The organism is Cohnella sp. GbtcB17 (genome assembly GCF_019091135.1).
Taxonomy (GTDB): Bacteria; Bacillota; Bacilli; order Paenibacillales; family Paenibacillaceae; genus Cohnella.
In genome coordinates this window covers 23,660-49,520 of the sequence record NZ_JAGXJW010000047.1, presented here as the reverse complement: position 1 = coordinate 49,520, position 25,861 = coordinate 23,660, and the positions used below count along the sequence as shown (strand labels likewise).

The following is a 25,861-nucleotide window of genomic DNA, read 5'->3' as shown; positions in this document are numbered from 1 at the left end:
GTTGGCAACGGCTGAACACGTACATTTTATCGGCATCGGCGGCTACGGGATGAGCGCCATCGCCAGAGTGATGCTGGAGATGGGCTATCATGTGACCGGGTCGGACGTCGCCCGGCAGGAATTGACGGACAAACTGGCCAGCAAAGGGGCCGAGATTTACATCGGGCACGAGCCCGGCAACGTTCGAGGCGCCAATCTGGTCGTCTACTCCACGGCGCTGGCGCGAGATAACGTCGAGCGCGTGGAGGCGGAGAGCCTGAACATTCCGACGCTGCACCGCGCCCAAATGCTGGCCCGGCTGCTCAACAGCCGCACCGGCATCGCGGTCGCCGGCGCGCACGGCAAGACGACGACCTCTTCGATGATCGCGCTCGTCATGGAGCTCTCGGGGCTTGATCCCACGTACATCATCGGGGGAGAGATCGTTAACGTCGGCACGAACGCGAAGGCGGGCAAAGGCGAGCATGTCGTGGCCGAGGCGGACGAGAGCGACGGATCGTTCCTTCAGTACGAGCCCGCTGTGGCCGTCGTCACGAATATCGAAGCGGATCATCTTGAGAATTACGACGGCGACTTCGGCAAGCTGAAGGCCGCTTACGTGCAATTTCTGAAGCAGGTCCGTACCGATGGCTGCGCGGTCGTATGCACGGACGACGCGAACGTGAGAGAACTGCTGCCCCAGGTGTCTGGGACGCATGTGATCACCTTCGGCATCGAAGGCGAAGCGGACTACAAAGCGGTCTCCATCGAACTCGGCGATCGGCAAGCCTCGTTCGAAGTCGTCAAAGGCGGAGCGTCGCTCGGCCACGTTCGTCTTTCCGTCCCCGGCTTGCACAACGTCTACAACGCGCTCGCGACGATCGCCGTTTGCCTGCATGCGGGCGTGCCGTTCGAGCGGATCGCGTCGTCAATCGTCGAGTTCAGAGGCGCTAAGCGCCGGTTCCAGGTGCTCGGGGACGTGGACGACATTCTCGTCATCGACGATTACGCGCATCATCCGACCGAGATTCAGGCTACCATTTTGGCGGCCAAGGCGACGGGCAAGCGCATTTTGGCGGTATTTCAGCCGCAGCGGTACACGCGCACCTACTTCCTGCTGGATGCGTTCAGCAGAGCGTTCGCCGAAGCGGACGAGGTATATATTACCGATATCTACTCGCCGGCGGGCGAGAAGCGGATCGAAGGCGTGACGTCGTCGCGGCTCGTTCAGCTGATCGCCGAGAACAGCAACGCCAACGTCACGCACGTGCCGACGCGCGAGCAAGTCCGCGACCTGCTGGCCGAGCGGGTGAAGCCCGGCGATCTCGTCTTGACGATGGGCGCCGGCGACATCTGGAAGTCGGCCGACGAGTTGGCCCGCATCCTGCGGGATCGAGCGGGGAAATAGTAGTATATCGAAACGCAGCGGTGCGAGCCTGCTGCGTTTTTTGATGCGCGCGGTTGGCGTAACATGGCCGAGGGCTGCGTACAGGCAATCATATTCTCTCTCATTCGTTCATAGACTAGGATTAATAGACGAAGCAGCAGGGAGAGAAGCCAAGATGCAGCCACCTTCCAGAATGACCTTTAAATTTGAAGGCAACCTTCCGCGGGAAGTTCGAAACGATAGCGCTGACCAACAAAAAGCAGAGCAGCAAGCATCCGGGCAAGGAAGCGAGAACGCCGCCCACGCGGACCCGGCAGTCCGAGGATTCAAGCCGCGCGGCTTTTCGGCGCAGGCGGGCAGGCAGGCGCCGACCGCCGGCAGCGGATATCGCTTGCCGGGCAAAGGCGCGCATATCGGACAAGGGCGCCAGTCGCCGCCCCCGAAGTCCGACGCCCCCGCACGAGTCGTTTTGGCTGAGGCGGGCGCCCAGACGGCAGAACGTATGCCAAGCTATCCGGCCCAAGACAGCAAGCCGCCCCACGCGTCACCGTCCCGTGCGCTGCCTTCGAACACGCATAATTCCGATACGATTCCGTCCGGCAAGCGCCAAGTCCGTTCTCAAGCGCAGGGCCGACCGACAGCCCGCGATGCGAGATCGGGTCCGTACGAGGACGACGTCGAGGCCTTGGAGCAATTGATTCGCGGGGCAGATCGTGAGCGCGGCCGCCATGCAAGCGAAGACCGTACGCGGAACTCCGGCAGCGCGAACGGGGCGGTGGGACGCGTCGCCGGTTTTCGCAAGCCAGCATCGGCTCCGTCGACATCCACACGCGACTTCCCCTACGCTGACCTGCGTGGCACGCCGGCGGATCGGCATACGCAAGCGTTCGATCCCCCCTACGAGGATCAACAGGTTTACGAGCCGCCTTATCCAAGCGCCGCGTCCGGCGACGGCATTCGTTCCGCGAATGAGGACCCGTACGTACGCGCGGACGAGCATTGGATCGACGACGGCGAGATTCGGAGATATCGAAGCGGGCCTTCGTGGATGCGCATTTTCGTGTCGGTAGCGGCCGCGATCGTGACCGGTGCAATTTTCGGGTATATTGTGTTGGCGCTGTTTACGGGCGAGCCGATCCTGCCTTCGGGCAGCGCCGCAGATCCGGCATCCGCCGGTGTGAAGCCTGCCGCAACACACGCGGCAGCGTCGGACGGCCCGAAGACCGATCCGGCGGCGTCCGGGCAAGCTGCGGCAGGCAAGGCGAACGGCGCGACCACGACAAATGCGGCGCAGCCGGACCAGGCGGCGAGCGCGTCCGGCGATGCCCGGGTGCCCGCCTCGGTCAGCTATTTGCTGCAGTATGGCGTTTTTCAGAGCGAAGCCAGCATGAACGAGGCCGTCCAAGCGCTGACGAGCCAAGGCATCGCGGCCGCGACGGATACGAGGGACGGTTACCGCGTATACGCGGGAATCGCGGCCGGCAAAGCCGAAGCGGAGAAGCTGGCCGCGGCGTTGACCGACGAGGAACTGTACGCGAAAGCGCTGGACAATCCGGCGCTCTCGCTTCCGCAGACGCCGGCGGCGGTATCGTGGGCTGCATTTCTCGAGGAAAGCGACGCACTCGGCCGTTTGCTCGCCGCGACTTCGGCGGGGCTGTTGACCGAGGGCGGATCGGCGCAGCCGAGCGCGCAGTCCGATGCCGGCGTGCAGGCCGCTACGAAGCGCTGGAAAGCGACTACGGCGGACATGGCCAAATGGTCCGGCAGCCGCGGCGAGCCTGCGCAAGCCCTTGCCACCCAGCTCCAAGGCGCCACTGAGCAATGGGCCGCCTACGGCAAGGAGCCGTCCGCCGCCCGCTTGCGGGCCGTGCAAACCTCGACGATGAAGGCGGCGCTGATCGCTCGCCAGCTGCGAGAAGAGCTCGGCGAAGACGGGGACTGACGCGCCCCGCTTATCCTGGACAGCGCTAAAATCGCTGGCTCTCTGGACCTATCGAAGCCGCGGCTTCCCGCGTCGCGCGAACCGGCAGCCCCTCCAAAGGGGCTGTCTTTGCGTTGTCCATTGTGCGTGCCGCCGCAGCCACGTATAATAATGAAGCAAGTGTCAAAAAATGGCGGGAGACGTAGATAGCGTGAAGAAAAACGGCTGGATTTTGATTTTATTCGTATTCCTCGGCATGCTGGCCGGCGCACTTGTCGCGGATTGGCTGAAGCGCGTCCCGGGGCTCGATTTCCTCACGCGGACGGTGAAGGTGCATTGGTCCCCTTCCGCCGATTTGCTCGTTCTCGTATACAACATCAATATCTCGCTGAACGTGAGCCTGCTCAGTATGGTCGGCATCGCGGCGGCGATCTGGATTTATCGGAAAATGTAAATTGGATGCCCATAGGGGCCGAGTGAAGCGATCCCGAAAGGAAGATAACGTGATGACCCAACATGCCGCGTCCGAGAAGCGCGCTACGCTCGTTCTCGCTTCGACTTCGCCGCGCAGGCAGCAATTGATCGGCTTGCTAGGTTTGCCCGTCGAGATCATGCCCAGCCATGCCGACGAGGATACGCCGGAGGGCTGGAGTCCCTCTCGCATCGTTGAAGAACTCTCGCGCCGCAAGGCTGCCGCCGTGCTGGAACGCGCTTCGCGTACGCCGGGGGCGATCGTCGTCGGCAGCGATACGATCGTCGTGCTGAACGGAGACGTTCTCGGCAAGCCGAAGGATCGCGCGGATGCAATCGCGATGCTGACGCGGCTTGCAGGCTGCGCACACGAGGTATTCACGGGCCTGTGCTGCATCGATGCGGCGTCCGGCCGAACCGTCGTGTCGCACAGCGTCACGCGCGTGTTCATGCGGGCACTGACGGGGGAACAGATCGCCCGATACGTCGATTCGGGAGAGCCAATGGACAAGGCGGGGGCATACGGCATTCAGGAGATCGGCGCGATGCTCGTCGATCGGATCGAAGGCGACTTTTTTACCGTCGTCGGACTGCCGGTCTCCATGCTTGCTTCGCAGCTGGGCGAGTTCGGTCTTCAGCTTCCCTGACCGGGTCGGATGAGGGATTTCGCACGGCGACGCACGACGGCCGCGACCAGGCCGCGGGGTAGCGTCCCGCCGGATGACCTTGAGCCGATATCCGCAGCCGATGCGGTCGATAGGGAAGAGGGAACGATCGAGATGGAACAACGCGTTTATACGTTAAGGGAAATGCCTGAAAACGAAAGGCCGCGCGAGCGTATGCGAAGCAGAGGCGCCGCCGCGCTGAGCCACGCTGAGCTGCTTGCCATCCTGCTCCGCACCGGCACGAAAAACGAGTCTGCGATTCACCTCGCGCAGCGGATTTTAAACGAATGCGGCGGACTGCGCAGGCTGGCCGAGCGCGCCTGGGACGAACTTGTGCATATCAAGGGGATCGGACCCGCCAAGGCGGTCGAGCTGCAAGCCTCGATCGAGCTCGGCAGGCGCATGGCCCGCGCGAGACTCCCCGAGATGCCTCGCATCCAGCGTCCCCAGGACGCCTCCGAGCTTCTGATGGAGGAGATGCGGCATCTGCGCGAGGAGCGCTTCGTCTGCCTGTTTCTCGATACGAAAAACCAGGTCATCGGTATGGACACGCTCTCCGTCGGTTCACTGAGCGCGGCCATCGTGCATCCGCGCGAGGTGTACCGCGCGGCCATCCGACGCAGCAGCGCCTCCATCATATGCGCCCACAACCATCCTAGCGGGGATCCGACACCGAGCGCGGAAGATATAGCGCTTACCCGAAGGCTCGCCGAAGCCGGCCAGCTCGTCGGCATCGAGCTGCTCGATCATTTGGTAATCGGTGACAATCGCTTTGTAAGTTTGAAGGAGCTGGGCTCCTTGTAATATAATATACAGGATTGTCCCAACAGGAGGTTACAAAGCATGTTCGGAGGATTTACACGAGACCTGGGTATCGACCTGGGCACAGCTAACACGCTCGTATACGTCAAAGGCAAAGGCATCGTCGTCAGGGAACCCTCCGTGGTCGCCCTTCGTACCGATACAAAGAAGATCGAGGCCGTCGGCGAAGCAGCCAAGAAAATGATCGGACGAACCCCGGGCAACATTCGCGCCATCCGCCCGATGAAGGACGGCGTCATCGCCGATTTTGACACGACCGCCACGATGATTAAGTACTTTTTGAATCGCGCCCAGAAGCAGCGTTCCTTCCCTTCGCGCCATCCCAATGTAATGATCTGCGTGCCTTCCGGCATTACGGCCGTCGAGAAGCGCGCGGTCGAAGATGCCGCCAAGCAGGCCGGCGCGCGCGACGCCGTCACGATCGAAGAGCCGTTCGCGGCTGCGATCGGCGCGGACCTGCCCGTCTGGGAGCCGACCGGGAGCATGGTCGTCGACATCGGCGGCGGCACGACCGAAGTCGCGGTCATCTCGCTCGGCGGCATCGTCACGAGCCGCTCGATCCGCGTGGCCGGCGACGAGATGGACGAGTCGATCATGCAATATATCAAGCGCCTCTACAATCTGATGATCGGCGAGCGCACGAGCGAGCAGCTCAAGATGGAGATCGGTTCGGCTATGCCGCTCGACAAGATGGAGTCGATCGAGATCCGCGGCCGCGACCTGGTCACGGGCTTGCCGAAGACGCTCGCCATCACGTCCGACGAGATCACGGAGGCGCTGGCCGACACGGTGAACGCGATCGTCGACGCCGTCAAGGTGACGCTGGAGAAGTGCCCGCCCGAGCTGTCGGCGGACATTATGGACCGCGGCATCGTGCTGACGGGCGGCGGCGGCCTGCTTCGCAATCTGGACAAGCTGCTCGCCAGGGAGACCGGCATGCCGGTCATCGTCGCCGAGAACCCGCTCGATTGCGTGGCGATCGGCACCGGCAGGGCGCTTGAGAATATCCATCTGTTCAAGTCCAAGGGCTCTTCTCGCGGGCGTTAATGCGCCGGGTACCGCCGTTCGGCGGCATGTCAGAAGCAGGTGATCGTTATTTTTAAATTATTCGGGACCAAACGTTTATTCATTCTCATGATCGGCTTGATCCTTTTTATCGCCGTCATGGGGTTCACCTTGCGCCGCAGCGGCTTGACGTGGCCCGAACGCTTCGTTAACGACGCGTTCGGGACGGCGCAAAGCGCGCTGTACCGGCCGGTCGGAGCGGTCGCGGGCTTCTTCCGCGACCTCGGCCGGCTTTCCGACGTCTACAAGGAGAACGAAGAGCTGCGCCGCACGGTGGCCATGTACACGCAGGATCAGATCCGCTACAACCGGATCGCGAGCGACAACGAGCGTTACAAAAAAGATCTTGAATTCAAGAAGCGGCAAGAGCAATTATTCAATTATAAGCAGGTTATCGCCCAGGTGGTCGCGAGCGGCTCCAATCCGTACGACAAGACGATCAAGATCGATCAGGGCGCCCACGACGGCGTTAAGGCCGGGATGGCGGTCGTCACTGTGGACGGACTCGTCGGTTTGGTCAGCAAGGTGTCCGAGTTCACGTCGACCGTCATGCCGATTACCGAGCTGGACTCCACCGCGCCGGACACGCTCCAGATCTCTGCGACCATATCCGGCAAGGAGCAGCAAGTATTCGGCATCGTCGACTACGACAAGGAAAACGGCGTCATGCGCATGAGCAAAATCGATGAAAACGCGAACGTGGTCGAAGGCGATACCGTCGTCACGTCCGGTATGGGCGGCGTTCTGCCCAAGGGGCTGATCATCGGCAAGGTGCTCACCAATCAGGTCGGCGACTTCGGCCTCACGCATACGGCGACGATCCAGCCGGCCGCCAAGTTCGACCATCTGTACGAAGTATTCGTCGTTATGACGCAGGACCCGGATCAGCCATGACAAAGATCCGAATGAACCGGGCCATCGTAGCTACGCTCGTATTGCTGCTGATCCAGACCTCGGTGCTGCCCTGGCTCGTGCCGTCCGCCTGGAACGGCCGGCTGCTGCTGCATCTTCCGTTCATCATGACGGTTTTCGTCGCACTGCTGGGCGGCCGTCATCGCGCTTTTTTGTTCGGTCTCGGGTTCGGCTTGCTCGAGGACATGCTGTTTTACGGCCATATGATCGGTGCGTACGCTTTTGGCATGGCCTTGTTCGGTTATCTGATCGGACTCGCCTTCGAGCGCAAGCTGAACACGTTGGCGTTCGTCCTGCTGTTGACCGGCGTGGGCAGCGGTTTGCTCGACATGCTCGTCTATTTCGTATACAAGCTGTTCTCCCTAACGCACTTGAACGCCAGCTTCGTCTTCTACTGGCAGGTGCTGCCGACGCTGCTGCTGCAAATGCTCGTTGCCTTGGCGCTGTACCTGCCATTGCGACGCTACTTGGTCCGGCAAGTCGTATCGCAGTCGGAGACGGCAGAGGGCAACTGAAGCTCGCGCTAGCGACGGATCGCGGCAGCCAGGCAGGAATTCGGGCGCTCCTGCCCGAATTGGTTAGCAGTAGGAGGGACGAGGCGTGAATGTCAAATCGCTAGTGACGATCAAAGGGGTCAAGGACGGACTCGTATTTCTGCTCGACGACGATTGCGAGCTCGACGCGCTGATCGAAGAGCTTGAAGCCAAGCTGCAGAAGCACGAGCAGCAGCTCGCCGGACCGATCGTGCATATTCAGATCAAACTCGGCGCCCGTCAGCTTCCCGAGGAGGATAGAGAGCGCATCCGCTCGATTATTCGCAAGCAGGGCAATTTTGTCGTCCAATCGATCGAGAGCGATCCGCCCCCCGTCGGACCGGCCGACTACAGCTCCTATAAGGTCGAGACGGTCACCGGCATGGTTCGGTCCGGGCAGACGCTCGAGCACGAAGGACATCTGCTGCTGCTCGGGGACGTCAATCCCGGCGGGGCCGTTCGGAGTACGGGCGATATTTATATAATGGGCGCGCTTCGTGGCGTGGCTCACGCAGGGTGCGCCGGCCATTCCGAGGCGATCATCGCGGCGTCGCTCATGAAGCCGACGCAGCTTCGCATCGCCGAGGTCATCAGCCGTCCGCCCGACGAATGGGCCAGCGGCGAATCGTGGATGGAATACGCTTATTTAAAGGACGGCGCCATGCAAATCGACAAGACGGCGCACCTGCACCATATCCGCAATCGAGTTTTGCAGGCCAAAGGAGTGTAGAACGATGGGTGAAGCGATAGTCGTGACATCGGGCAAGGGCGGCGTTGGCAAGACGACGACTTCCGCGAATGTCGGCACGGCCCTGGCGCTCATGGGCAAAAAGGTGTGCATGATCGATACCGATATCGGCCTGCGCAATCTGGACGTCGTGATGGGTCTCGAAAACCGGATCATTTACGATCTGATCGACGTGGCCGAAGGACGCTGCCGCCTGAACCAGGCGCTCGTGAAGGACAAGCGCTTCGACGAGCTGTACATGCTTCCGGCCGCGCAGACGAAGGATAAAAACGACATTTCGCCCGATCAGGTTCGCAAAATCGTGGAGGAACTGAAGCCCGATTTCGATTATGTCATCATCGACTGTCCGGCGGGGATCGAACAGGGCTTCCGCAATGCGATCGCCGGCGCCGATCATGCCATCGTCGTGACGACGCCCGAGAATGCGGCCGTCCGCGACGCGGACCGGGTCATCGGCCTGCTCGAAAAGACGAACATTTCGCAGCCCAAGCTCATCATCAACCGGATTCGGCCGAATCTGCTGAAGAGCGGGGACATGCTCGAGGTCGACGACATTATCCAGGTGCTGGCAATCGATCTGATCGGCATCGTGCCGGACGACGAGGACGTCATCAAGGCGGCGAACCAGGGCGAGCCGACCGTCATGAATCCGAACTCCCGAGCCGCGATGGCCTATCGCAACGTCGCGCGCCGCATCCTCGGCGAGACCGTTCCGCTGATGCACCTGGAAGAAAAATCCGGCGTGCTGCGGCGCATGCGCAAGTTTCTCGGAATGGGTTGATCTGAATTGCTTAACCGTCTTAAAAAAATCGATCTGATCATGCTGCTGTGCCTGTTCGGCTTCATGGCGATCAGCGCGCTGCTTGTGCGCAGCGCGACGAGTATCGATGCCGGATATTCCGCCAAGCCGATGCAGCAGCTTATCTTTTACTGTATCGGGTTCGTACTCATTTTGCTGACGACTTTGTTCAATTATAGGCTGCTGCTGAAGACCTGGTATGTCTGGTACGGAATCGGACTTGCGCTGCTTGTCGCCGTTTACCTGTTTGCGACTCCGGTCAACGGTGCCAAGAGCTGGTTCGAGCTGCCGGGCAACATACAGTTCCAGCCTGCAGAGATTGTGAAGATTTTCCTCATTATCACCGTTGCTTGGCTCATGGGACGCAGACAAGGCGATCCTTTATCGATGCGCAAGGACGTGCTGCTGATCGCGGCGGTCTCGTTCGTTCCGTTTTTGCTCGTCATGATTCAACCGGATCTCGGCAATGCAACGATCTACGTATTTATCGTGCTCGGCATGTTATGGATCGGCAACGTGCGCTATTCGTACGTCCTCATCGGTCTTGCCGCCGTCGTAGGCGGAATTTTGCTTTTCTACACGTTGTTTAATACGTACAACCAGGAGATCAAGAACTACCTGGACGACCACGACAAAGGCCACTGGTACCAGCGGATCAACACGTACATCCATCCGGAGGAAGCGTCCGCGGATGCGAGGCGCCAGACCGAATACGCCAAGATCGCGATCGGGTCCGGCGGATTGGCCGGGGACGGATACATGCAGGGCGAGTCCAAAAATCGCAAGTTTATTCCCTACACGTACTCCGATTCGATCTTCGTCGTCGTCGGGGAGGAATTCGGCTTCCAGGGCGCGGCGGTGCTGCTCCTCCTGTATTTCGTTTTCATATACAGGATGATCATCATCGCTTACCAGTGCATCGATATCAAAGGCTCGTTCATCATTATCGGCATCGCTTCGATGCTCGTGTTCCAAATTTTCCAAAATGTCGGCATGATGATCGGACTGATGCCGCTCACCGGCATTACGCTGCCGTTCGTCAGCTATGGCGGCACCTCGCTCCTGCTCAACATGCTGTCCATCGGACTCGTATTCAGCATCAGGGCGCATCAAGAGAAATACACGCTTGAAGAATAGAGGATATTGCCGTACAGCCGTTCCGTCGCGTCTTCTTCCAAGACGCCGGGACGGCTGTTTGCGTACCCAGAGGTCTATGAGGTCTATTCCTTGTCCCGCGGCCATAAGGTGTTAGAAGTAGAGGACAAGGAGGGCTCGGCATGGCGAAGAAGACGGACAAGCGGGAAGCGTGGCGGACGGGCACAGCCGCGGGGGGAGCGGGTCCCGGAGGCGGCGCGCCGTCGGCGCCGTACGCGTACAGACCGTATTCGCCGGAGGAGCTGGAAGCCGATCCCGAGCTGTGGTGGAAGGAGAGGCAGCGCCAGCTGCGGATGAGCGCCGCCTGGCGTCCGATCGTAAAGACGAAGCGGCGCGCCGAGCGCGACGGACCGGCGGCGGAAGTCGGCCCGATCGGCAGCCTGCGCTGGGGCGGAGAAAAGACGCTTGGCGATCTGCCGGCCGCCGGCGCAGGCGTTCGGGACGAGCGGGGGGCTGTCACCGCCTCAGCCGCCGGGGGAATCGTCGGCGCGCCGGGCACGTATGGAGACGACAGGAACGCTAAGCGACCTGCGGGCGTCGTATTGGGCGGAACGGCGGGAGGAAGCGGGAGCGGCGCGGCCGGCGACATCGCCGGCGGAGCAGGCCTATACGGAGGCGGAGCGCCGATCGCGCCCTGGTACAACGAACCGGCCGGTTCGAACGCGGGCCGCCGGCCGCCCGGAGGGAGCTATGAGGGCAGCGGCATGCTTGCGCGGTTGCGGCGGGGATTCGTCAGACGTGCGGCCGTCGCCCTGCTGCTGTACGGCGCGGCATGGGGCTGGCTGAAGTGGGAGCTGCCGGGCAGCGGGCAGGCTGAAGACTGGATGACGGTTGCGGTGACGCAGGACATGGATTTCTCCGCCGCCGAAGCCTGGTACGGCCGCATGTTCGGGGATTCGCCGTCGTTCCTGCCCGTATTCCGCCGCGGCGGCGGCGACGTCGAGGAAGTGACCGCGGAGTGGGACGGCCAGCAGACGGTGGCGCCCGTTCAGGGCCGTATCGCGGAGACCTACAAGCAAAACGGCACCGGAATAAAGATCGAGGCGGCTCCGGGCAGCGAGGTGAACGCCGTCCATAGCGGACGCGTCATCCAGGTCACGTCTTCGTCCCAAGGGGACGCGACCATACTCGTACAGCACGCCGGACGGATCGTGACCGTCTACGGCGGCGTCAGCGCGGCTTCGGTGCGGGCGGACGACTGGGTCGAGGCGGGAGGCAAGCTCGGCGCGCTCGGTCCGGCGGCGGACGGCTCCGGCGCGCGCATTCTTTATTTCGCGATTCGCCTCGGCGACCGGCCGCTCGATCCGCAGGAAGTGATTCCTTTTGATTAAAATCGGGGGAATCGCCTTCCGGTTCCACCCGCTCTTCGTGCTTCTCATGCTGCTCTCCGTCCTCACCGGCCGCTTCCAGGAGATGATCGCGCTTTTTTTTATCGTGCTGCTGCACGAGCTTGCCCATCTATGGACCGCGCTTCGCTTCGGGTGGAAAATCCGCGAAGTTAAGCTGCTGCCGTTCGGGGGCGTCGTCGAGACGGAGGAAGCCGGCTCCGTGCCGGCGCGCGAGGAAGCGCTCGTCGCGGCGGCGGGACCGGCATACAACGCGCTGCTGTCGCTGGCAGCCTGGGGACTGGGCCAGGCGGGGCTTATCGATCAGGTCTGGGCCGAAGATTTCGCGAGGGCGAGCGGCTTGATCGCCGTCTTCAATCTACTGCCGGTGCTGCCGCTCGATGGCGGAAGGCTGCTGCAATGCTGGTTTTGCCTGCATTTTCCCTATCATCGCACGCTGATTTGGAGCGCCCGCATCAGCCTGCTGTTCAGCGCGGCCGTCGTGCTCGGCGCGTTGTCTCCGCCGCTCTACGGCGGACTCGTTCATCTCAATTTACTGGCGATCGGCTTGTTTTTGTTCGCCTCCAATTGGACGTATATGCGCAATCTGCCGTTCGTTTTCCTTCGTTTTCTCGTCCGCAGAGCCGAGCGTTCCTCGAACCGGATCGACGCGGGGACGCTGGCGCAGCCGATCGTCGTGTCGCGGCATCGGCAGCTGTCGCATGTCGTCCGTTTGCTCATGAAGGAGCGCTACCACCTCGTCTATATGATGGATCACGGGAAAATATCGCGCGTCCTGCCCGAAGGACAGGTCATCGACGGCTTTTTGGGCAGCTTGCCGGAAGGGAATGCGGATTTTCGCTTTTTCATGTAAAATGGGTTAAAACGGCTACATTCCGCGGCCCGGGCAGCCATCGCTCGGGACAAGCGAGACCGTTCGCCCAGGAGGTTGGCATGAAGCAGCTCTTCGTCCACTGCACGCGCAACGTGACACAGTCCTCGCTTCTCGAAGACGGCGTGCTGACCGAATTCAGCGTCGAGCGCTCGGAGGGCACCTCCTTGGTCGGGAACATTTATTTGGGACGCGTCGTCAACGTCCTGCCCGGCATGCAGGCGGCGTTCGTCGACATCGGGCTCCCCAAAAACGCCTTTCTTTACGTGGACGACGTCCTTCACCCGCACCTGGACCGGCAGCCCAAGACGAAGCCGTCCATTGCCGAGCTTCTGAAGCCGGGCGACCGGCGCATCGTTCAGATCATGAAGGAGCCGCTCGGAGGCAAGGGCGCGCGGATCACGACGCACTATTCGCTGCCCGGACGCTGCCTTGTTTATATGCCGCACGCCGATTACGTCGGCGTATCCAAGAAGATCGAACAGGAACAAGAGCGCGCCAGGCTCAAGGGGCTTGCGGAGGAGCTGCGGGATGCCGGAGAAGGGCTCATCTTGCGGACCAACGCCGAAGGCGAGTCGCGGGATTCGCTCGCGCGGGATCTCGAAGGACTGCGCAATGTATGGCGCCATATCTCGGAGCGCGGTGCAACGGCCGAGGCGCCGGCGGAGCTTCATCGGGACTTTGGGCTCGTGCAGCGGACGGTGAGGGACGTGTTCAAGCCCGAGATGGAAGCGTTGATCGTCGACGACGAGCGCGCTTACCGCGATGCGCGGGCCTATTTGCGGCAGGCTGCGCCGCATTTGGAGCATCGCGTCAAGCTGCATGCCGAAGCGATGCCGCTGTACGAGCATTTCGGAATCAAGTCGCAAATCGACCGCGCTTTCCAGCGGCGCGTGGCGCTGCAGAGCGGCGGCTACCTGGTGATCGACCATACGGAAGCGTTGACCGTCATCGACGTCAATACGGGCAAGTATACGGGCGCGATCGATCTGGAGGAGACGGTATTTCAGACGAATCTCGAAGCCGCGGCCGAGATCGCCAGACTGCTTCGCCTTCGCGACATCGGGGGGATCGTCATCGTCGACTTCATCGACATGGCGGACGAGGAACATCGCAGGCGGGTGGTCGAGCGGATCGTGGAGACGATGCGGCAGGACCGGACCAAATGCCAGGTCGTCGGCTGGACGAGACTCGGGCTGCTTGAGATTACGAGAAAAAAAACGCGCGCGGATTTGATGAGCTACTTTTACGAGACGTGCATCGCCTGCAAAGGAACGGGCAGAACGTACGTGCGCTAAAAGCGCGCTTGCAAACGGGTTGCCACGGGCGACTGCGTGTGATAGAATACTCTAGTGCGTGCAATGGGCTCCTGTCAATTGCAAGCTACAACCGCACTCCAAAGGGTACGAAGACCGGACGTTCAGGCGGCCGGCACCCCATGAGGCGAGTCTTAGACATGAGGGAGGTGCACACATGTACGCGATTATCGAGACTGGCGGCAAGCAATACAAGGTTCAAGCCGGCGACGTCATCTTCGTGGAGAAGCTCTCCGCAGGCGAAGGCGACAGCGTGACGTTTGACAAGGTTCTGGCCGTATCCAGCGACAAGGGCTTCGTGACCGGAGCTCCGCTTCTGTCCGGCGCTAGCGTGACGGGCAAGGTAGAGAAGCACGTCAAGGGCGAGAAGATCATCGTCTTCCACTATAAACCGAAGAAGAACGAGCGCAAGAAGCAAGGCCATCGCCAACCGTACACCAAGGTGACGATCGAGAGCATCCAGGCTTAAGAGGCGCAGGATGATCAAGATCGACATTCGCCGCGACGAGCGGCAGCGGATCAAGTCCTTCGAAGTATCCGGGCATGCGGGATACGACGATCCGGGTAAGGATATCGTATGCGCGGGCGTGTCGGCCGTCACGGTCGGCGCGGTCAACGCCATCGAGCGCCTGACCGGCATCGTGCCGAAGGCGAAGGTGAAGTCGGGCTTTCTCTCCGCGGACATGCCGCCGGAGGGCGTCGAATCCGATCGCGTCCAGCTGTTGCTGGAGGGGATGGTCGTCGCGCTGGAGGACATTGCGGAGGAATATGCGAAGCACGTTCGGCTCAAGCATTCATTAAGCACAGAAGGAGGTTGACACCATGTTGAAGCTCAATCTTCAGCTCTTCGCTTCGAAGAAGGGCGTAGGTTCGACGAAGAACGGACGCGATAGCCAGTCGAAGCGTCTGGGCGCGAAGCGCGCCGACGGCCAAGCCGTCACCGGCGGCACGATCCTCGTTCGCCAACGCGGCACGAAGATCCACCCGGGCAACAACGTCGGCATCGGCAAGGACGATACGCTGTTCGCACTTGTCGAAGGCGTCGTGAAGTTCGAGCGCTGGGGACGCGATCGCAAGAAAGTTAGCGTCTATCCGGCTCCGGTGGCGCCAGTCGCCGCCGCCCTTGAATAATCGACATCCAGAACCCCGGCCGCGCGTAGTGGCCGGGGTTTTTGCGTCGGCGGACACGAATAGGGCTTCAGCGATTTACAAGGCAGCCTGCGTCGGCTGTTTCCAAAGCGGGGAAAAGTAATGATGCCTAGACAAAAAGCCTACGGCCTAATGCTTGCTTCTGCGACGCTACTGATCCCGGCTGGCGCGGTCGTGGCGTGGCGGGATCAGTTGTGGCCGATCGTGCTGTTTCTCGTGTGGGCCGTCGCCGCAGCCCTGGTCGCGGGAATGATCGAGCGGCGCGCCTGCAAGCGAGAGACGGACAGAATCATAGAGCGCGCTTCGCGCGATATCGTCAAGTCTCGCCAAGACCTTGTCGGCACGCTGAGCCATCATCGTCACGACTGGATGAACGAGCTGCAGATCTTATACGGCTACCTGCGCATGCAAAAAATCGATAAGGCGATCGCGGTCGTGGACAGAATAAAGGAAGAGATGGAGCGCGACAGCCGCATATCGCGGCTCGGCAGCCCGGAGCTGTCCGCTTATCTGCTCTCCTTTCGGACGTTCTGTGATACGCTGACGCTCGACGCGCGGGTGGACGAGCATTTGCAGGCGTCCTGTGTCCTGTCGGCGGGGCCTGAGCGCGTCTCCCGGGCCGCGATCGGCTTGATCAATGCTTACCGGGTTCGCGCCTCGTCCGCCGCGGCGGAGGAGAACCAGCTTCGAATCGTCTTCTTGGAAGCGGGCGGCGAGCTGCGAATCGAGACGTCGTACGAGGGCGCCTGGTCCGCCTGGAGCAGTCTGCGCGAGGACGTCGCACGGACGCTGCCGGAGGGGGCGCGGTTGTCCGAAGCGGACGACGAAGCCGGGGAAGACGCCGCCCGCAAGCTGACGGTCGTCGTGCCTTTCGAATGATTGCATTTTCAGATTGCCTGCTTATCGAAGCGGAAACGAGAGTGATCACAACATGTTTGTAGACAAGGCGAAAATATACGTCAAAGGCGGGGACGGCGGCGACGGGCTCGTCGCATTCCGCAGAGAGCTGTACGTGCCGGAAGGCGGGCCCGCGGGCGGCGACGGCGGGGACGGCGGCGACGTCGTGTTCCAGGTCGACGAGGGGCTCCGTACCCTCATGGACTTCAGGTATCAAAAGCACTTCAAAGCCACGCGGGGAGAAAAAGGACGCAACAAGTCCCAGCACGGCGCCAACGCCGATGACATGATCGTCCGCGTGCCGCCGGGCACGGTCGTCTACGACGACGACACCGGCGAGATGGTCGCCGACCTGACGCAGCACGGTCAGGCCGTCGTCATCGCGAAGGGCGGCCGCGGCGGCCGCGGCAACACGCGCTTCAAGAGCTCCGTCAACACCGCGCCGGCGATTGCCGAGAACGGCGAAGAGGGCCAGGAGCGCTGGGTGACGCTGGAGCTGAAGGTGATGGCGGACGTCGGTCTCGTCGGATTCCCGAGCGTCGGCAAGTCTACGCTGCTGTCGGTCGTCTCGGGCGCGCGGCCGAAGATTGGCGCCTACCACTTCACGACGCTGACGCCTAATCTCGGCGTTGTCGAGCTCGGCGACGACCGCAGCTTCGTCATGGCGGATCTGCCCGGTCTGATCGAGGGCGCGCACGCCGGCGTCGGGCTCGGTCATGAATTTTTGCGCCATGTGGAGCGGACGCGTGTCATCGTGCACGTCGTGGACATGTCCGGCCTCGAAGGGCGCGATCCGTTCGACGACTGGGTCAAGATCAACGAGGAGCTCAAGCTTTACAACTTGAAGCTGACCGAGCGTCCGCAGATCGTCGCCGCGAACAAGATGGACATGCCCGAATCCGAAGACAACTTGGCGGCGTTCAAGGCCAAGCTCGCGGAAGTCCGATCCGATATCGAAGTGTATCCGATCTCATCGCTCACGCGAGCCGGGGTACCGGAGCTGCTGTACAAGACGGCCGAAGTGCTGGCGTCCGCGCCGGATCCGGCGGAGCTTGCCGCGCAGGAGGCGAGAGAGGCCGAAGAAGCCGAAGGCGTCGTCTACCGACTGGAGCATCGCGAGGAAGTGCACGACTATACGATCTCCAGGGACAACGAGACGTTCGTCGTCGAAGGCGAATCGATCGAGCGCCTGCTGCGGCGGACGCAGTTCGGTTCGTACGAGGCGGTCATGCGCTTCGCGCGCATCATGCGCAAGATCGGTCTCGACGCGGATTTGCGCAAGCGCGGAGCCAAGAACGGGAGCATCATCCGAATCGGCGACTTCGAGTTCGAGTTTTTCGAAGGCGGCGAGCAAGAGTACTTGTACGAAGACGAATAAGCGCTTGGCGGCCTTCGAGAGGCGCCAGACACAGAGCCTTATCGCCGGCCGGCATGCGCGCGGCGCGTAGATAAGGCTCTTTTTAATGCCATTCGACTATTGCCGCCACGTGAACCATCGGATATAATGTCCACTATACGCAAACATGCGTCTTTCCTAGGAGGACGAGGATGGCGGAGCAATATTACGCGGTACGCGAGGATCTGCTGCCCGAAGGCATGCGCAAGGCCGAGCAGGCGAAGGCGATGCTGCGGCGCGGCGAAGCGGCTACAGTTAACGAAGCCGCCGAGCGGGCGGGCATCAGCCGCAGCGCCTTCTACAAGTACAAGGACGGCGTCTATGCGCTCGATCAGGCGGCGAGGGAGTCGATCGCGACGCTGTCGATCGATCTGGAGCACCGCTCCGGCATTCTGTCCAGGATGTTGGCGCTGCTCGCGGACAGCGGGGGCAATGTGCTGACGATTACGCAGTCGATCCCGCTGCAGGGCTTGGCGAACGTCGTCGTCACGATCGACGCGGCGCAAATGACGGGCGGCATCGGCGAGCTGGTCGAGCGGCTGAAGGCGCTGGACGGCGTTCGGCGCGCGTCGATCGTCGGACGCAGCTGACGGAAGCGGACGGACCATGCGCGGGTAAGGGCGCGAAGAGCATAAAGCGGAGGAGAAGAGCTATGAAGCCGGTAAAAGTTGGATTAATGGGATTGGGCACCGTAGGCACCGGCGTCGTCCGGATCGTGGAGGGTCACCAGGCGGATCTGCAAAGTCAGGTCGCCTCGCCGATCGAGATCGCGAAGATTTTAGTCAAGGACGCGTCGAAGGCGCGCAGCGTGAACGTCGACGCGTCGAAGCTTACCGAGGATCCTTGGGAGCTCGTGCGCGACGAGCAGATCGATATCATCGTCGAAGTCATGGGCGGCGTAGGCGCGACGAAGGAGCTGCTGCTCGAGGCGCTCGAGCGGGGCAAGCATATCGTCACCGCGAACAAGGACCTGATGGCGCTGCACGGCCAGGAGATTCTGGCGAAGGCGAAGGAGAAAGGCTGCGACGTCTTCTATGAGGCGAGCGTGGCCGGCGGCATCCCGATCATCCGTACGCTGATCGAAGGCTTCTCGTCGGACCGGATCACGAAGATTATGGGCATCGTCAACGGGACGACCAACTATATTTTGACGAAAATGAGCCAGGAGGGCGCCGACTATCAGGACGTGCTGAAGGAAGCGCAGGCGCTCGGCTACGCGGAGGCGGATCCGACGTCCGACGTCGAGGGCCTCGACGCCGCGCGCAAGATGACGATCTTGTCCACGCTGGGCTTCCGCGCGAACGTGGCGCTGGAGGACGTGGACGTGCGGGGCATCAGCGCCGTCACGCAGGAAGATATTCGCTACGCGCATCAGTTGGGCTGCGAGATCAAGCTGCTGGGCATCGCCGAACGGCAGGACGACTTCATCAGCGTGAGCGTGCAGCCGACGCTCGTGCGCCGCAGCCACCCGATCGCCTCCGTGAACGGCGTGTTCAACGCCGTCTACGTGCACGGCGAAGCGGTCGGCGAGACGATGTTCTACGGACCGGGCGCCGGCGAGATGCCGACGGCGACGTCCATCGTGGCCGACCTCGTGGCCGTCGTCAAGAACATGAAGCTGGGCGTCAACGGACGCCAATCGTCCCTTTCCTACAAAGAAAAGAAGCTGAAGACCGACGAGCAGATCGCTTCGAAATATTTCATGCTGCTGCATGTCGAAGACCGGGCGGGCGTATTGATGCAGATCGCTCAGGTGTTCTCGAAGTACGACGTCAGCATCGAATCCGTCATGCAGCCCGCCACGCCGGATCAGCAGGGCGCGCAGCTGATCATCTCCACGCACGCGGCTGACAAGGCTTCGATGAACGCCGTCCAGAAGGCGTTCGAAGAGCTGCCGGCGGTCAAGACGATCAAGAGCGTCTACCGTGTCGAAGGCTGATCAAGCGGCTGCGGCAGCGAATCCGAAAGAGGGGTAACAATCACAATGACGGATAAGGCAACACGTCTTGCGGCCGACCGCGTCGTCGTTCGCATACCCGCCAGCACCGCGAATCTCGGCCCGGGCTTCGACAGCTTGGGCATGGCGCTGTCGATGTATGCGTGGATCGATCTGGCGCCGGCGCAGCGGACGGTCGTGACGCTGTATGGGGATCAAGTCGACGGCGTTCCGCGGGACAAGAGCAATTTGATTTACGAAGTCGCGCAGTCGGTTTTCGCAAGAGCGGGCGTCGAACTGCCGGAGCTTGCGATCGGCATTCGCAGCGACATTCCGCTGACGCGCGGACTCGGCAGCAGCGCGTCGGCGATCGTCGGCGCGCTCTTCGCGGCCAATGCGCTGATCGGAGAGCCGCTGTCCAGGGACGAGCTGTTCCAGATGGCGACCGCCCTCGAACGGCACCCGGACAATGTGGGCGCATCGATCTACGGCGGCATCGTCGCGGCGGCATGGGACGGACAGCGAGCCGAAGCGGTCCGGTTCGACCCGCCCGAGGCGCTCCGCTTCCTCGCGGCGATCCCGGACTTCGAACTTGCGACCAAGTCCGCTCGCGGCGTGCTGCCTGCCCAGGTCGCGCGGGAAGATGCGGTGTTCAACGTGACGCACAGCTCGCTGCTGACGGCGGCCCTCGCGACGGGCAGACTTGACGTCCTTCGCCATGCGTTGCGCGACAAGCTGCACCAGCCTTACCGGGCGCCGCTCATCCCGGGCATGGAGCGTGTGCTGCGCGAGGCGCCGGAGCACGGGGCGCTCGGCGCGGTGCTGTCAGGCGCGGGTCCGACGCTGCTCGCGCTCGCCGAAGTGGGCACGGACGCCCGGCGACTCGAAGCCTTCGTGCGCGAGACGCTCGCGGAGGCCGGCGTTCAAGCGGAGCTTCGCTGGCTTAATCCGGATTTGCACGGTCCGACGGTCCGGCTGCTGCAAGCGGGGGATGCGGACCTGGGCGCGGCGCCGGACGCCGTGCTGCCGGTCAGGGCGGGAACGGAGGTGCGGCTTTGAATCGCGTACCAAGCGCGGCGGTGCTCCCGAAGGGAACGTTTTCCGACGAGGCGGCCCGCTACTTTTTCCGCGACCGCGAGGTCGAGCTCCGCTACCATAAAATGATCGCGGACGTCTTCAAGTCGACGGCCGGCGGCACAACGGACTGGAGCGTCATCCCGATCGAAAATACGATCGACGGCTCGGTCAGCCTCCATACGGATTGGCTCGTGCACGAAGTAGAGCTGCCGATCCGCGCTGAGTGGGTATTCCCCGCCGTGCAAAATCTGGTCGGCCGTCTTGGTGAACTCGCTGCGGATGATCAGGCAGACCGGGCCGCGGCAGGCGCCTGGGATCCGGCCAAGATCGTCAAGATTTTCAGCCATCCGGTGGCGATGGCGCAGTGCTACGAATTCATCCGCGCACACATCCCGCACGCGGAGCTCGAGACGCTCTCGAGCACGGCCGAGGCGATCCGCACCGTCCATGACAACCCTGGACGCGGTTGGGCGGCGATCGGCACGCGCACGGCGGCGGCGGATTACGGGCTGGACCTGCTGCAGGAGAGCGTGACGGACCACGACAACAACTATACGCGGTTTCTGCTCGTCGGCCATCGCGTCTACGAATCGGCTGCCGCGCAGAAGCACAAGACGAGCGTCCTGATCACGTTGCCCGAGGACTACCCGGGCGCGCTGCATCAAGTGCTCGCGGCATTTTCGTGGCGGAAGATCAACCTGTCGCGCATCGAATCGCGTCCGACGAAAAAAAAGCTTGGCAGCTATTATTTTTGGATCGATATCGATATGTCGCTCGACACGGTCCTTCTGCCCGCGGCTATCGCGGAGATCGAGGCGATCGGCTGCCAGGTGCGAATTCTCGGCTCTTATCCCAGTTTCCCATTCGAAGGTTAACATTTCCGGAGGTGTCTTGAGGCATGTCTGAGCAATGGATTTATTTGAACGGGCAATATGTGAAAAAGGAAGACGCCAAAGTCTCGGTTTACGATCACGGATTTTTGTACGGAGACGGCATCTTCGAAGGCATTCGCATCTACGACGGGAACATCTTCAGATGCCGGGAACACCTCGATCGCCTTTACGATTCGGCCAAGTCGATCATGCTGAACATTCCGCTCAGCTTGACGCAGATGGAAGACGCGCTTTGCGAGACGATCCGGCGCAACGGACTGCGCGACGGCTATATCAGGCTCGTCGTCTCCCGCGGACCCGGCAATCTCGGACTCGATCCGCTTCGCTGTCCCGAGGCTTATGTCGTCATCATCGTCGAGCAGCTCGCGATCTATCCGGAAGAGGCGTATCGGGACGGCTTGCGCTCGGTATCGGTCAGCCCGCGCCGCAATCTGCCGGATGCGCTCAATCCGAAGATCAAGTCGCTTAATTACTTGAACAATATTCTGGTGAAAATTCAGGCGAATCTGGCGGGCGTCGGCGAGGCGATTATGCTCAACTCGCAAGGTTACGTGGCGGAGGGCTCCAGCGACAACATCTTCATCATAAAAAGGGGCGTCGTCTACACGCCGCCTTGTTATATCGGCGCACTCGAAGGCATTACGCGAGGCGCGATCATGGAGCTGTGCGCGAAGCTCGGTATCCCGCTCAAAGAGGAGCCTTTCACGCTGCATGACGTCTATACGGCCGACGAAGTGTTTTTCACCGGCACCGCCGCCGAAGTCATCGCCGTGCGCGAGGTGGACGGACGCATCATCGGCGAGGGCCGCGCAGGGCCGCTGACCAGCCAACTGCTGGACGAATTCCGCAAGATCGTCTCGGTCGAAGGCGTGAAGGTTTACGAATAAGCTGCATTCAAAGACGGCGCTCGCCATGCGGGCGGCCGTCTTTGTTTTTTCAGATGGGCGCGAATTGGAGCGAGTAACACGGAAAAACCGTGCAATTCCATGCCAATAACCGCAAATTGGGTACTGACGCCGCCTCCACCAGTTTTAGCGAGAACTAAAATCTGTTGCGTCTGTGATCTGATGTTGTTGATTTACATATGCTTACAAAAGTGATATCATATTAATATATAAATTAAATCATAATCGAATGGGAGAGGCGAGTATGAAGGAAAAACGCGCTTGGCATATGAACGGGTTTTTGGCTTTGCTGCTGTGCTTGGCCTCATTGGTCGGCGGCATTGCGCTGATGGTGACGGGCGGCGATCAAGCGGAGCCGGATGGCGGGCTGATCGGTCTTGGCATCGCCCTGCTGCTGCTCGCCATGGTCATGCTGAGCTCGCTTACGATCGTCCAGCCGAACCAGGCGAAGGTCATCACCTTTTTCGGAAGCTATATCGGCACGGTGTCGCGCAGCGGCCTGTGGATGGTGCTTCCGTTTACCGTCAAGAGAAGGGTGTCGCTCAAGGTTCGCAACTTTACGAGCAACACGCTAAAGGTAAATGATGCGGAGGGCAATCCGATTGAGATCGGGGCCGTGGTCGTATTTCGCGTATCGGATACGGCCAAAGCGGTGTTCGACGTGGACGATTACGAACGGTTCGTGGAGCTGACGAGCGAGACGTCGATCCGGCATACGGCCGCCAAGTACGCTTACGACACGTTCACCGACGAGCCGAGCCAGTCGCTGCGCGGCAATTCGGACGAGGTGGCGTCTGAGCTGTCGGCGGAGCTTCAGAACAGGCTGCTTGTCGCAGGCATCGAGGTGCTCGAGACTCGGCTGACGCATCTGGCTTATGCACCGGAGATCGCCAGCGCCATGCTGCAGCGCCAACAGGCGATCGCCATTATTGCCGCCCGCGCCAAAATCGTCGAAGGCGCCGTCTTCATGGTGGACGCGGCGCTGCGGCAGCTCGTGGAAAACGGGATCGAGCTCGATGCGGAGCGGCGCGCGGCGATGATCAACAATCTGATGGTCGCGGTCGTGTCCGATCGTGCGGCAACGCCGGTCATCAACACGGGCACGCTGTACGGCTAAGGATGCGCGGCCATGTCTTCCAAACCGAAGAAGGCTTATCCCCTTCGTCTCGATCCCGAGATTTATGCGGCGCTCGAGCGATGGGCGGCGGATGAATTCAGAAGCGTCAACGCGCATATGGAATACTTGCTCAGGGAAGCGCTGCGCAAGGCTGGCCGGCTGAAGGGCCGGCCCGAACCGCCGGCGGAGGCGGAGGAAACCTGACCCCCAAGGCGACCGGCGGTCGGCGGGACACGAATAGGCGAATCGGAGCGTCAAGCTTCCGGTTCGCCTATGTTTTTTTGCCGAAGGGATGTCAAACGCCCAGTTCCTGCATAGGATGTAAGGATTGCGCGGGGCGGCAGCCCGCACGCGAGAGTTCAGCCACCGGGAGGGAACCGAGTGAAGATCCATATCGCCAAAAGCGGTGACACGCTGTACAACTTGGCTAAGAAATACGGCTTGTCTCTTGACGAGCTGATCGCTGCCAACACGGACATCGCGAATCCGGACGAGATCGAGGTAGGCGCCAAGATTCGCATTCCGAAGCCGGGTCAGAAGCAGTACGAGATTGCCCAGGATTATACGATCCAGCAGGGCGATACGATGTGGAAGCTGTCGAAGACGTTTCAAGTGCCGCTCGCGGACTTGATCGCGGCCAATCCGCAGATCGTCAATCCGAGCGCACTGTTGACGGGGCAAGTCGTCCATATTCCGAAGCTGCCTGCCGAAGGCGCGGGCGCGTCGGAAGGCATGCATCATCACCACGACATGCCGGAAACGGGCGCCATGCCGGCCGCCGGACAAAAGCCGAGCACGGCTGTCATGCCGGGGGCTTCGGAAAAGCCCAGCACGGCGGTGATGCCCACGGAGACCGAGAAACCCAGCACAGCCGTAATGCCGGCCGAAACCGAGAAGCCCAGCACGGCAGTCCTGCCGACTCCGGCGGAAAAGCCGAGCACGGCGCCGTTGCCGCCGCCGCCTCAAGTTACGGCGCCGGTCGAAGTGCAGATGCCTGCGCCGGTTCCGTTGCCGCCAGCTCCGCCGAAGCCGCCCGTGCACGAACATTATCCCGTTTATATGACGACGTACGAGCACACGACGGACTTGTTCCTGCAAATGCCACAGCCTGCCGTAGAGGCATCGACGGTGCCGGCGGGCTACGGGCATAGCTATGAAGCCGTGTCGCCTGCCGCAAGCCACGGCTACGGCTACGGGCAAACGCACAGCGCCTCCGCCAATCCGGCGACGGCCATGCCTTACAGCTTCGGCGACATAAGCCCGGCGAGCGCCATGCCGACCGGCTACAATGCCGGCAGTCCGGCAAGCACGATGCCGACCGGCTACAATGCCGTTAGCCCGGCAAGCACGATGCCGACGGGCTACAATGCCGTCAGCCCGGTAAGTACGATGCCGACCGGCTACAGCGCAGTCAGTCCAGCAGCCGGCCACGGCTACAGCGGTTACGGCTCTGCCGTGTCCCCGGCCGGTATTCAGCCTTACGCTGGCGCGCCTTGCGTAGAAGGGATCGGCCCGCTCGTAGGGGGCATCCCGGCTTATCCGGGACAGCTCGGAGGTCTTGAAGGCGGCATTCCCGGGCATCTGGGCGGCCTCGAAGGCGGCATCCCTGGACACCTCGGCGGTTTGGAGGGAGGTATTCCCGGCCATCTGGGCGGGCTTCAAGGCGGCATCCCCGGGCATATTGGCGGTTTGGAGGGAGGCATTCCGGGGCATCTGGGCGGGCTTCAAGGCGGTATCCCCGGACATCTGGGCGGCCTCGAAGGCGGCATCCCCGGGCACATTGGCGGTTTAGAGGGAGGCATCCCCGGACACCTCGGCGGCCTTGAAGGCGGCATTCCCGGACACTTGGGCGGCCTCGGCGGCCTGCAGACCGGATGGGGGCAGGCGCCATGCCAGCCGTGCGCAGGAACGCCGGTCTCCCCGGCAGCTGCGATGTATCCGGCACACGCGTCCGGCTACGGCTATTCTAGCGGCGTTATGCCGGTGCAGACGGCCGTTTCTCCCGCGTCGACTGGTTATGCGCCAAGCACTGTCTCTCCGATATCGACGGGCTATGCGCCCAGCGCCGTCTCGCCGGCCGCCGCAGGTCCTGGCGGGGGGCACTACGGCTACGGATACGACCCGCGATTTCCGTTGACGGCGGGCTACGGCGCGCAGCCGTTCGCAACCGATTATTCGCTTCCATACCGCGACGGCTTCGGCTTCGTGGACAATCCGCTCGCCGGCGGTCCGTCCGACGCGGCCAACAAGGACCTGGCGTACGCGCAAGCGGAAAACGCCTCAGAGCGCTTTTCTGACGAAGAACGCTTCGAGGACGAGGAAGACGCCCAGGCTGAAGCCAAGCCAAAGATCGGCGTCGCCAAGGCGGCCCGTTCGGCGGCGCAGCGTCAAGGAACGGCGAAGCGCGTCGCGTCCTCCTCGGCGGGCAAAGCCCAAGCGCGCGTCGCTTCCGCGCCGAAGAACAGAAAGAGTCTTCCCTGGATCAAATGGTAGGCTGATGC

The 25,861-nt window shown here is 61.9% G+C and carries 27 protein-coding genes and 1 other annotated feature; all 27 genes read left to right on the top strand.

The features are described 5' to 3' along the window. Position 1 precedes the first annotated feature (1 nt). The 27 genes from murC (at position 2) to KVT38_RS35430 (ending at position 25,853) form a co-directional block, all read left to right on the top strand. Positions 2-1,387, top strand: coding sequence for a UDP-N-acetylmuramate--L-alanine ligase (murC, locus tag KVT38_RS23585; protein WP_254639491.1), 1,386 nt, complete (start codon positions 2-4; stop codon positions 1,385-1,387). 154 nt (positions 1,388-1,541) lie between these two features. After that, on the top strand, positions 1,542-3,308 hold the full coding sequence (locus KVT38_RS23580; protein WP_217596195.1) for an SPOR domain-containing protein: 1,767 nt from the start codon (positions 1,542-1,544) through the stop codon (positions 3,306-3,308). Between the two features lie 190 nt (positions 3,309-3,498). Beyond that, positions 3,499-3,741, top strand: a complete 243-nt coding sequence (locus KVT38_RS23575) for a DUF4321 domain-containing protein (protein ID WP_217596194.1) — start codon at positions 3,499-3,501, stop codon at positions 3,739-3,741. A 52-nt stretch (positions 3,742-3,793) separates the two neighbouring features. Continuing rightward, positions 3,794-4,405 (top strand): Maf family protein, encoded by a 612-nt coding sequence (locus KVT38_RS23570; RefSeq protein WP_217596193.1) that lies wholly within the window; start codon positions 3,794-3,796, stop codon positions 4,403-4,405. 132 nt (positions 4,406-4,537) lie between these two features. Beyond that, the gene (gene radC, locus KVT38_RS23565; protein ID WP_217596192.1) at positions 4,538-5,227 is read left to right on the top strand and encodes a RadC family protein; all 690 of its coding nucleotides are present in this window, start codon (positions 4,538-4,540) and stop codon (positions 5,225-5,227) included. 39 nt (positions 5,228-5,266) lie between these two features. Continuing rightward, positions 5,267-6,292 carry a rod shape-determining protein gene (locus KVT38_RS23560; RefSeq protein WP_217596191.1) on the top strand — a complete coding sequence of 342 codons (1,026 nt, stop codon included), beginning with the start codon at positions 5,267-5,269 and terminating at the stop codon, positions 6,290-6,292. Between the two features lie 87 nt (positions 6,293-6,379). Then, positions 6,380-7,204: a rod shape-determining protein MreC gene (gene mreC, locus KVT38_RS23555; protein WP_217596190.1), complete on the top strand. Its 825-nt coding sequence runs from the start codon at positions 6,380-6,382 to the stop codon at positions 7,202-7,204. Continuing rightward, the gene (mreD, locus tag KVT38_RS23550; RefSeq protein ID WP_217596189.1) at positions 7,201-7,737 is read left to right on the top strand and encodes a rod shape-determining protein MreD; all 537 of its coding nucleotides are present in this window, start codon (positions 7,201-7,203) and stop codon (positions 7,735-7,737) included. Before mreC ends, mreD begins: the two co-directional genes overlap by 4 nt. Before the next feature lie 85 nt (positions 7,738-7,822). Then, entirely contained in the window at positions 7,823-8,485 is a 663-nt protein-coding gene (locus KVT38_RS23545) for a septum site-determining protein MinC (RefSeq protein WP_217596188.1), read from the top strand. A gap of 4 nt (positions 8,486-8,489) precedes the next feature. Further along, positions 8,490-9,284 (top strand): septum site-determining protein MinD, encoded by a 795-nt coding sequence (gene minD, locus KVT38_RS23540; protein WP_217596187.1) that lies wholly within the window; start codon positions 8,490-8,492, stop codon positions 9,282-9,284. 6 nt (positions 9,285-9,290) lie between these two features. Next, entirely contained in the window at positions 9,291-10,439 is a 1,149-nt protein-coding gene (locus tag KVT38_RS23535; RefSeq protein WP_217596186.1) for an FtsW/RodA/SpoVE family cell cycle protein, read from the top strand. 140 nt (positions 10,440-10,579) lie between these two features. Further along, a complete protein-coding gene (locus tag KVT38_RS23530) occupies positions 10,580-11,788 on the top strand; it encodes a M23 family metallopeptidase (RefSeq protein WP_217596185.1) in 1,209 nt (402 codons plus the stop codon). After that, positions 11,781-12,656, top strand: a complete 876-nt coding sequence (locus tag KVT38_RS23525) for a M50 family metallopeptidase (RefSeq protein WP_217596184.1) — start codon at positions 11,781-11,783, stop codon at positions 12,654-12,656. The genes KVT38_RS23530 and KVT38_RS23525 overlap by 8 nt, the downstream gene beginning before the upstream one ends. An 80-nt stretch (positions 12,657-12,736) precedes the next feature. Continuing rightward, a complete protein-coding gene (locus tag KVT38_RS23520; protein WP_217596183.1) occupies positions 12,737-13,972 on the top strand; it encodes an Rne/Rng family ribonuclease in 1,236 nt (411 codons plus the stop codon). 79 nt (positions 13,973-14,051) lie between these two features. Next, positions 14,052-14,135 (top strand) — a sequence feature (ribosomal protein L21 leader region). 12 nt (positions 14,136-14,147) lie between these two features. Beyond that, positions 14,148-14,459: a 50S ribosomal protein L21 gene (gene rplU, locus KVT38_RS23515; protein WP_090115596.1), complete on the top strand. Its 312-nt coding sequence runs from the start codon at positions 14,148-14,150 to the stop codon at positions 14,457-14,459. Between the two features lie 10 nt (positions 14,460-14,469). Beyond that, positions 14,470-14,808, top strand: coding sequence for a ribosomal-processing cysteine protease Prp (locus KVT38_RS23510; protein WP_217596182.1), 339 nt, complete (start codon positions 14,470-14,472; stop codon positions 14,806-14,808). A gap of 4 nt (positions 14,809-14,812) precedes the next feature. Then, complete coding sequence (gene rpmA, locus KVT38_RS23505; RefSeq protein ID WP_090115598.1) at positions 14,813-15,121, top strand: 50S ribosomal protein L27; 309 nt, start codon at positions 14,813-14,815, stop codon at positions 15,119-15,121. A 120-nt stretch (positions 15,122-15,241) separates the two neighbouring features. Then, a complete protein-coding gene (locus KVT38_RS23500) occupies positions 15,242-16,018 on the top strand; it encodes a Spo0B domain-containing protein (protein WP_254639490.1) in 777 nt (258 codons plus the stop codon). A gap of 52 nt (positions 16,019-16,070) precedes the next feature. Then, positions 16,071-17,414, top strand: coding sequence for a GTPase ObgE (gene obgE / locus KVT38_RS23495; RefSeq protein WP_217596181.1), 1,344 nt, complete (start codon positions 16,071-16,073; stop codon positions 17,412-17,414). 170 nt (positions 17,415-17,584) lie between these two features. Beyond that, the gene (locus tag KVT38_RS23490) at positions 17,585-18,022 is read left to right on the top strand and encodes an ACT domain-containing protein (RefSeq protein ID WP_217596180.1); all 438 of its coding nucleotides are present in this window, start codon (positions 17,585-17,587) and stop codon (positions 18,020-18,022) included. 62 nt (positions 18,023-18,084) lie between these two features. Further along, a complete protein-coding gene (locus tag KVT38_RS23485) occupies positions 18,085-19,371 on the top strand; it encodes a homoserine dehydrogenase (RefSeq protein ID WP_217596179.1) in 1,287 nt (428 codons plus the stop codon). Positions 19,372-19,416: 45 nt separating this feature from the next. Beyond that, positions 19,417-20,427 (top strand): homoserine kinase, encoded by a 1,011-nt coding sequence (gene thrB / locus KVT38_RS23480; protein ID WP_217596178.1) that lies wholly within the window; start codon positions 19,417-19,419, stop codon positions 20,425-20,427. After that, on the top strand, positions 20,424-21,320 hold the full coding sequence (pheA, locus tag KVT38_RS23475) for a prephenate dehydratase (RefSeq protein WP_217596177.1): 897 nt from the start codon (positions 20,424-20,426) through the stop codon (positions 21,318-21,320). The genes thrB and pheA overlap by 4 nt, the downstream gene beginning before the upstream one ends. 23 nt (positions 21,321-21,343) lie before the next feature. Further along, positions 21,344-22,225: a branched-chain-amino-acid transaminase gene (ilvE, locus tag KVT38_RS23470; RefSeq protein WP_217596176.1), complete on the top strand. Its 882-nt coding sequence runs from the start codon at positions 21,344-21,346 to the stop codon at positions 22,223-22,225. Positions 22,226-22,487: 262 nt separating this feature from the next. Next, a complete protein-coding gene (locus KVT38_RS23465; RefSeq protein ID WP_217596175.1) occupies positions 22,488-23,360 on the top strand; it encodes an SPFH domain-containing protein in 873 nt (290 codons plus the stop codon). 12 nt (positions 23,361-23,372) lie between these two features. Beyond that, complete coding sequence (locus tag KVT38_RS23460; protein ID WP_217596174.1) at positions 23,373-23,564, top strand: type II toxin-antitoxin system antitoxin; 192 nt, start codon at positions 23,373-23,375, stop codon at positions 23,562-23,564. 177 nt (positions 23,565-23,741) lie between these two features. Further along, positions 23,742-25,853 carry a LysM peptidoglycan-binding domain-containing protein gene (locus KVT38_RS35430; protein ID WP_217596173.1) on the top strand — a complete coding sequence of 704 codons (2,112 nt, stop codon included), beginning with the start codon at positions 23,742-23,744 and terminating at the stop codon, positions 25,851-25,853. Positions 25,854-25,861: the final 8 nt, after the last annotated feature.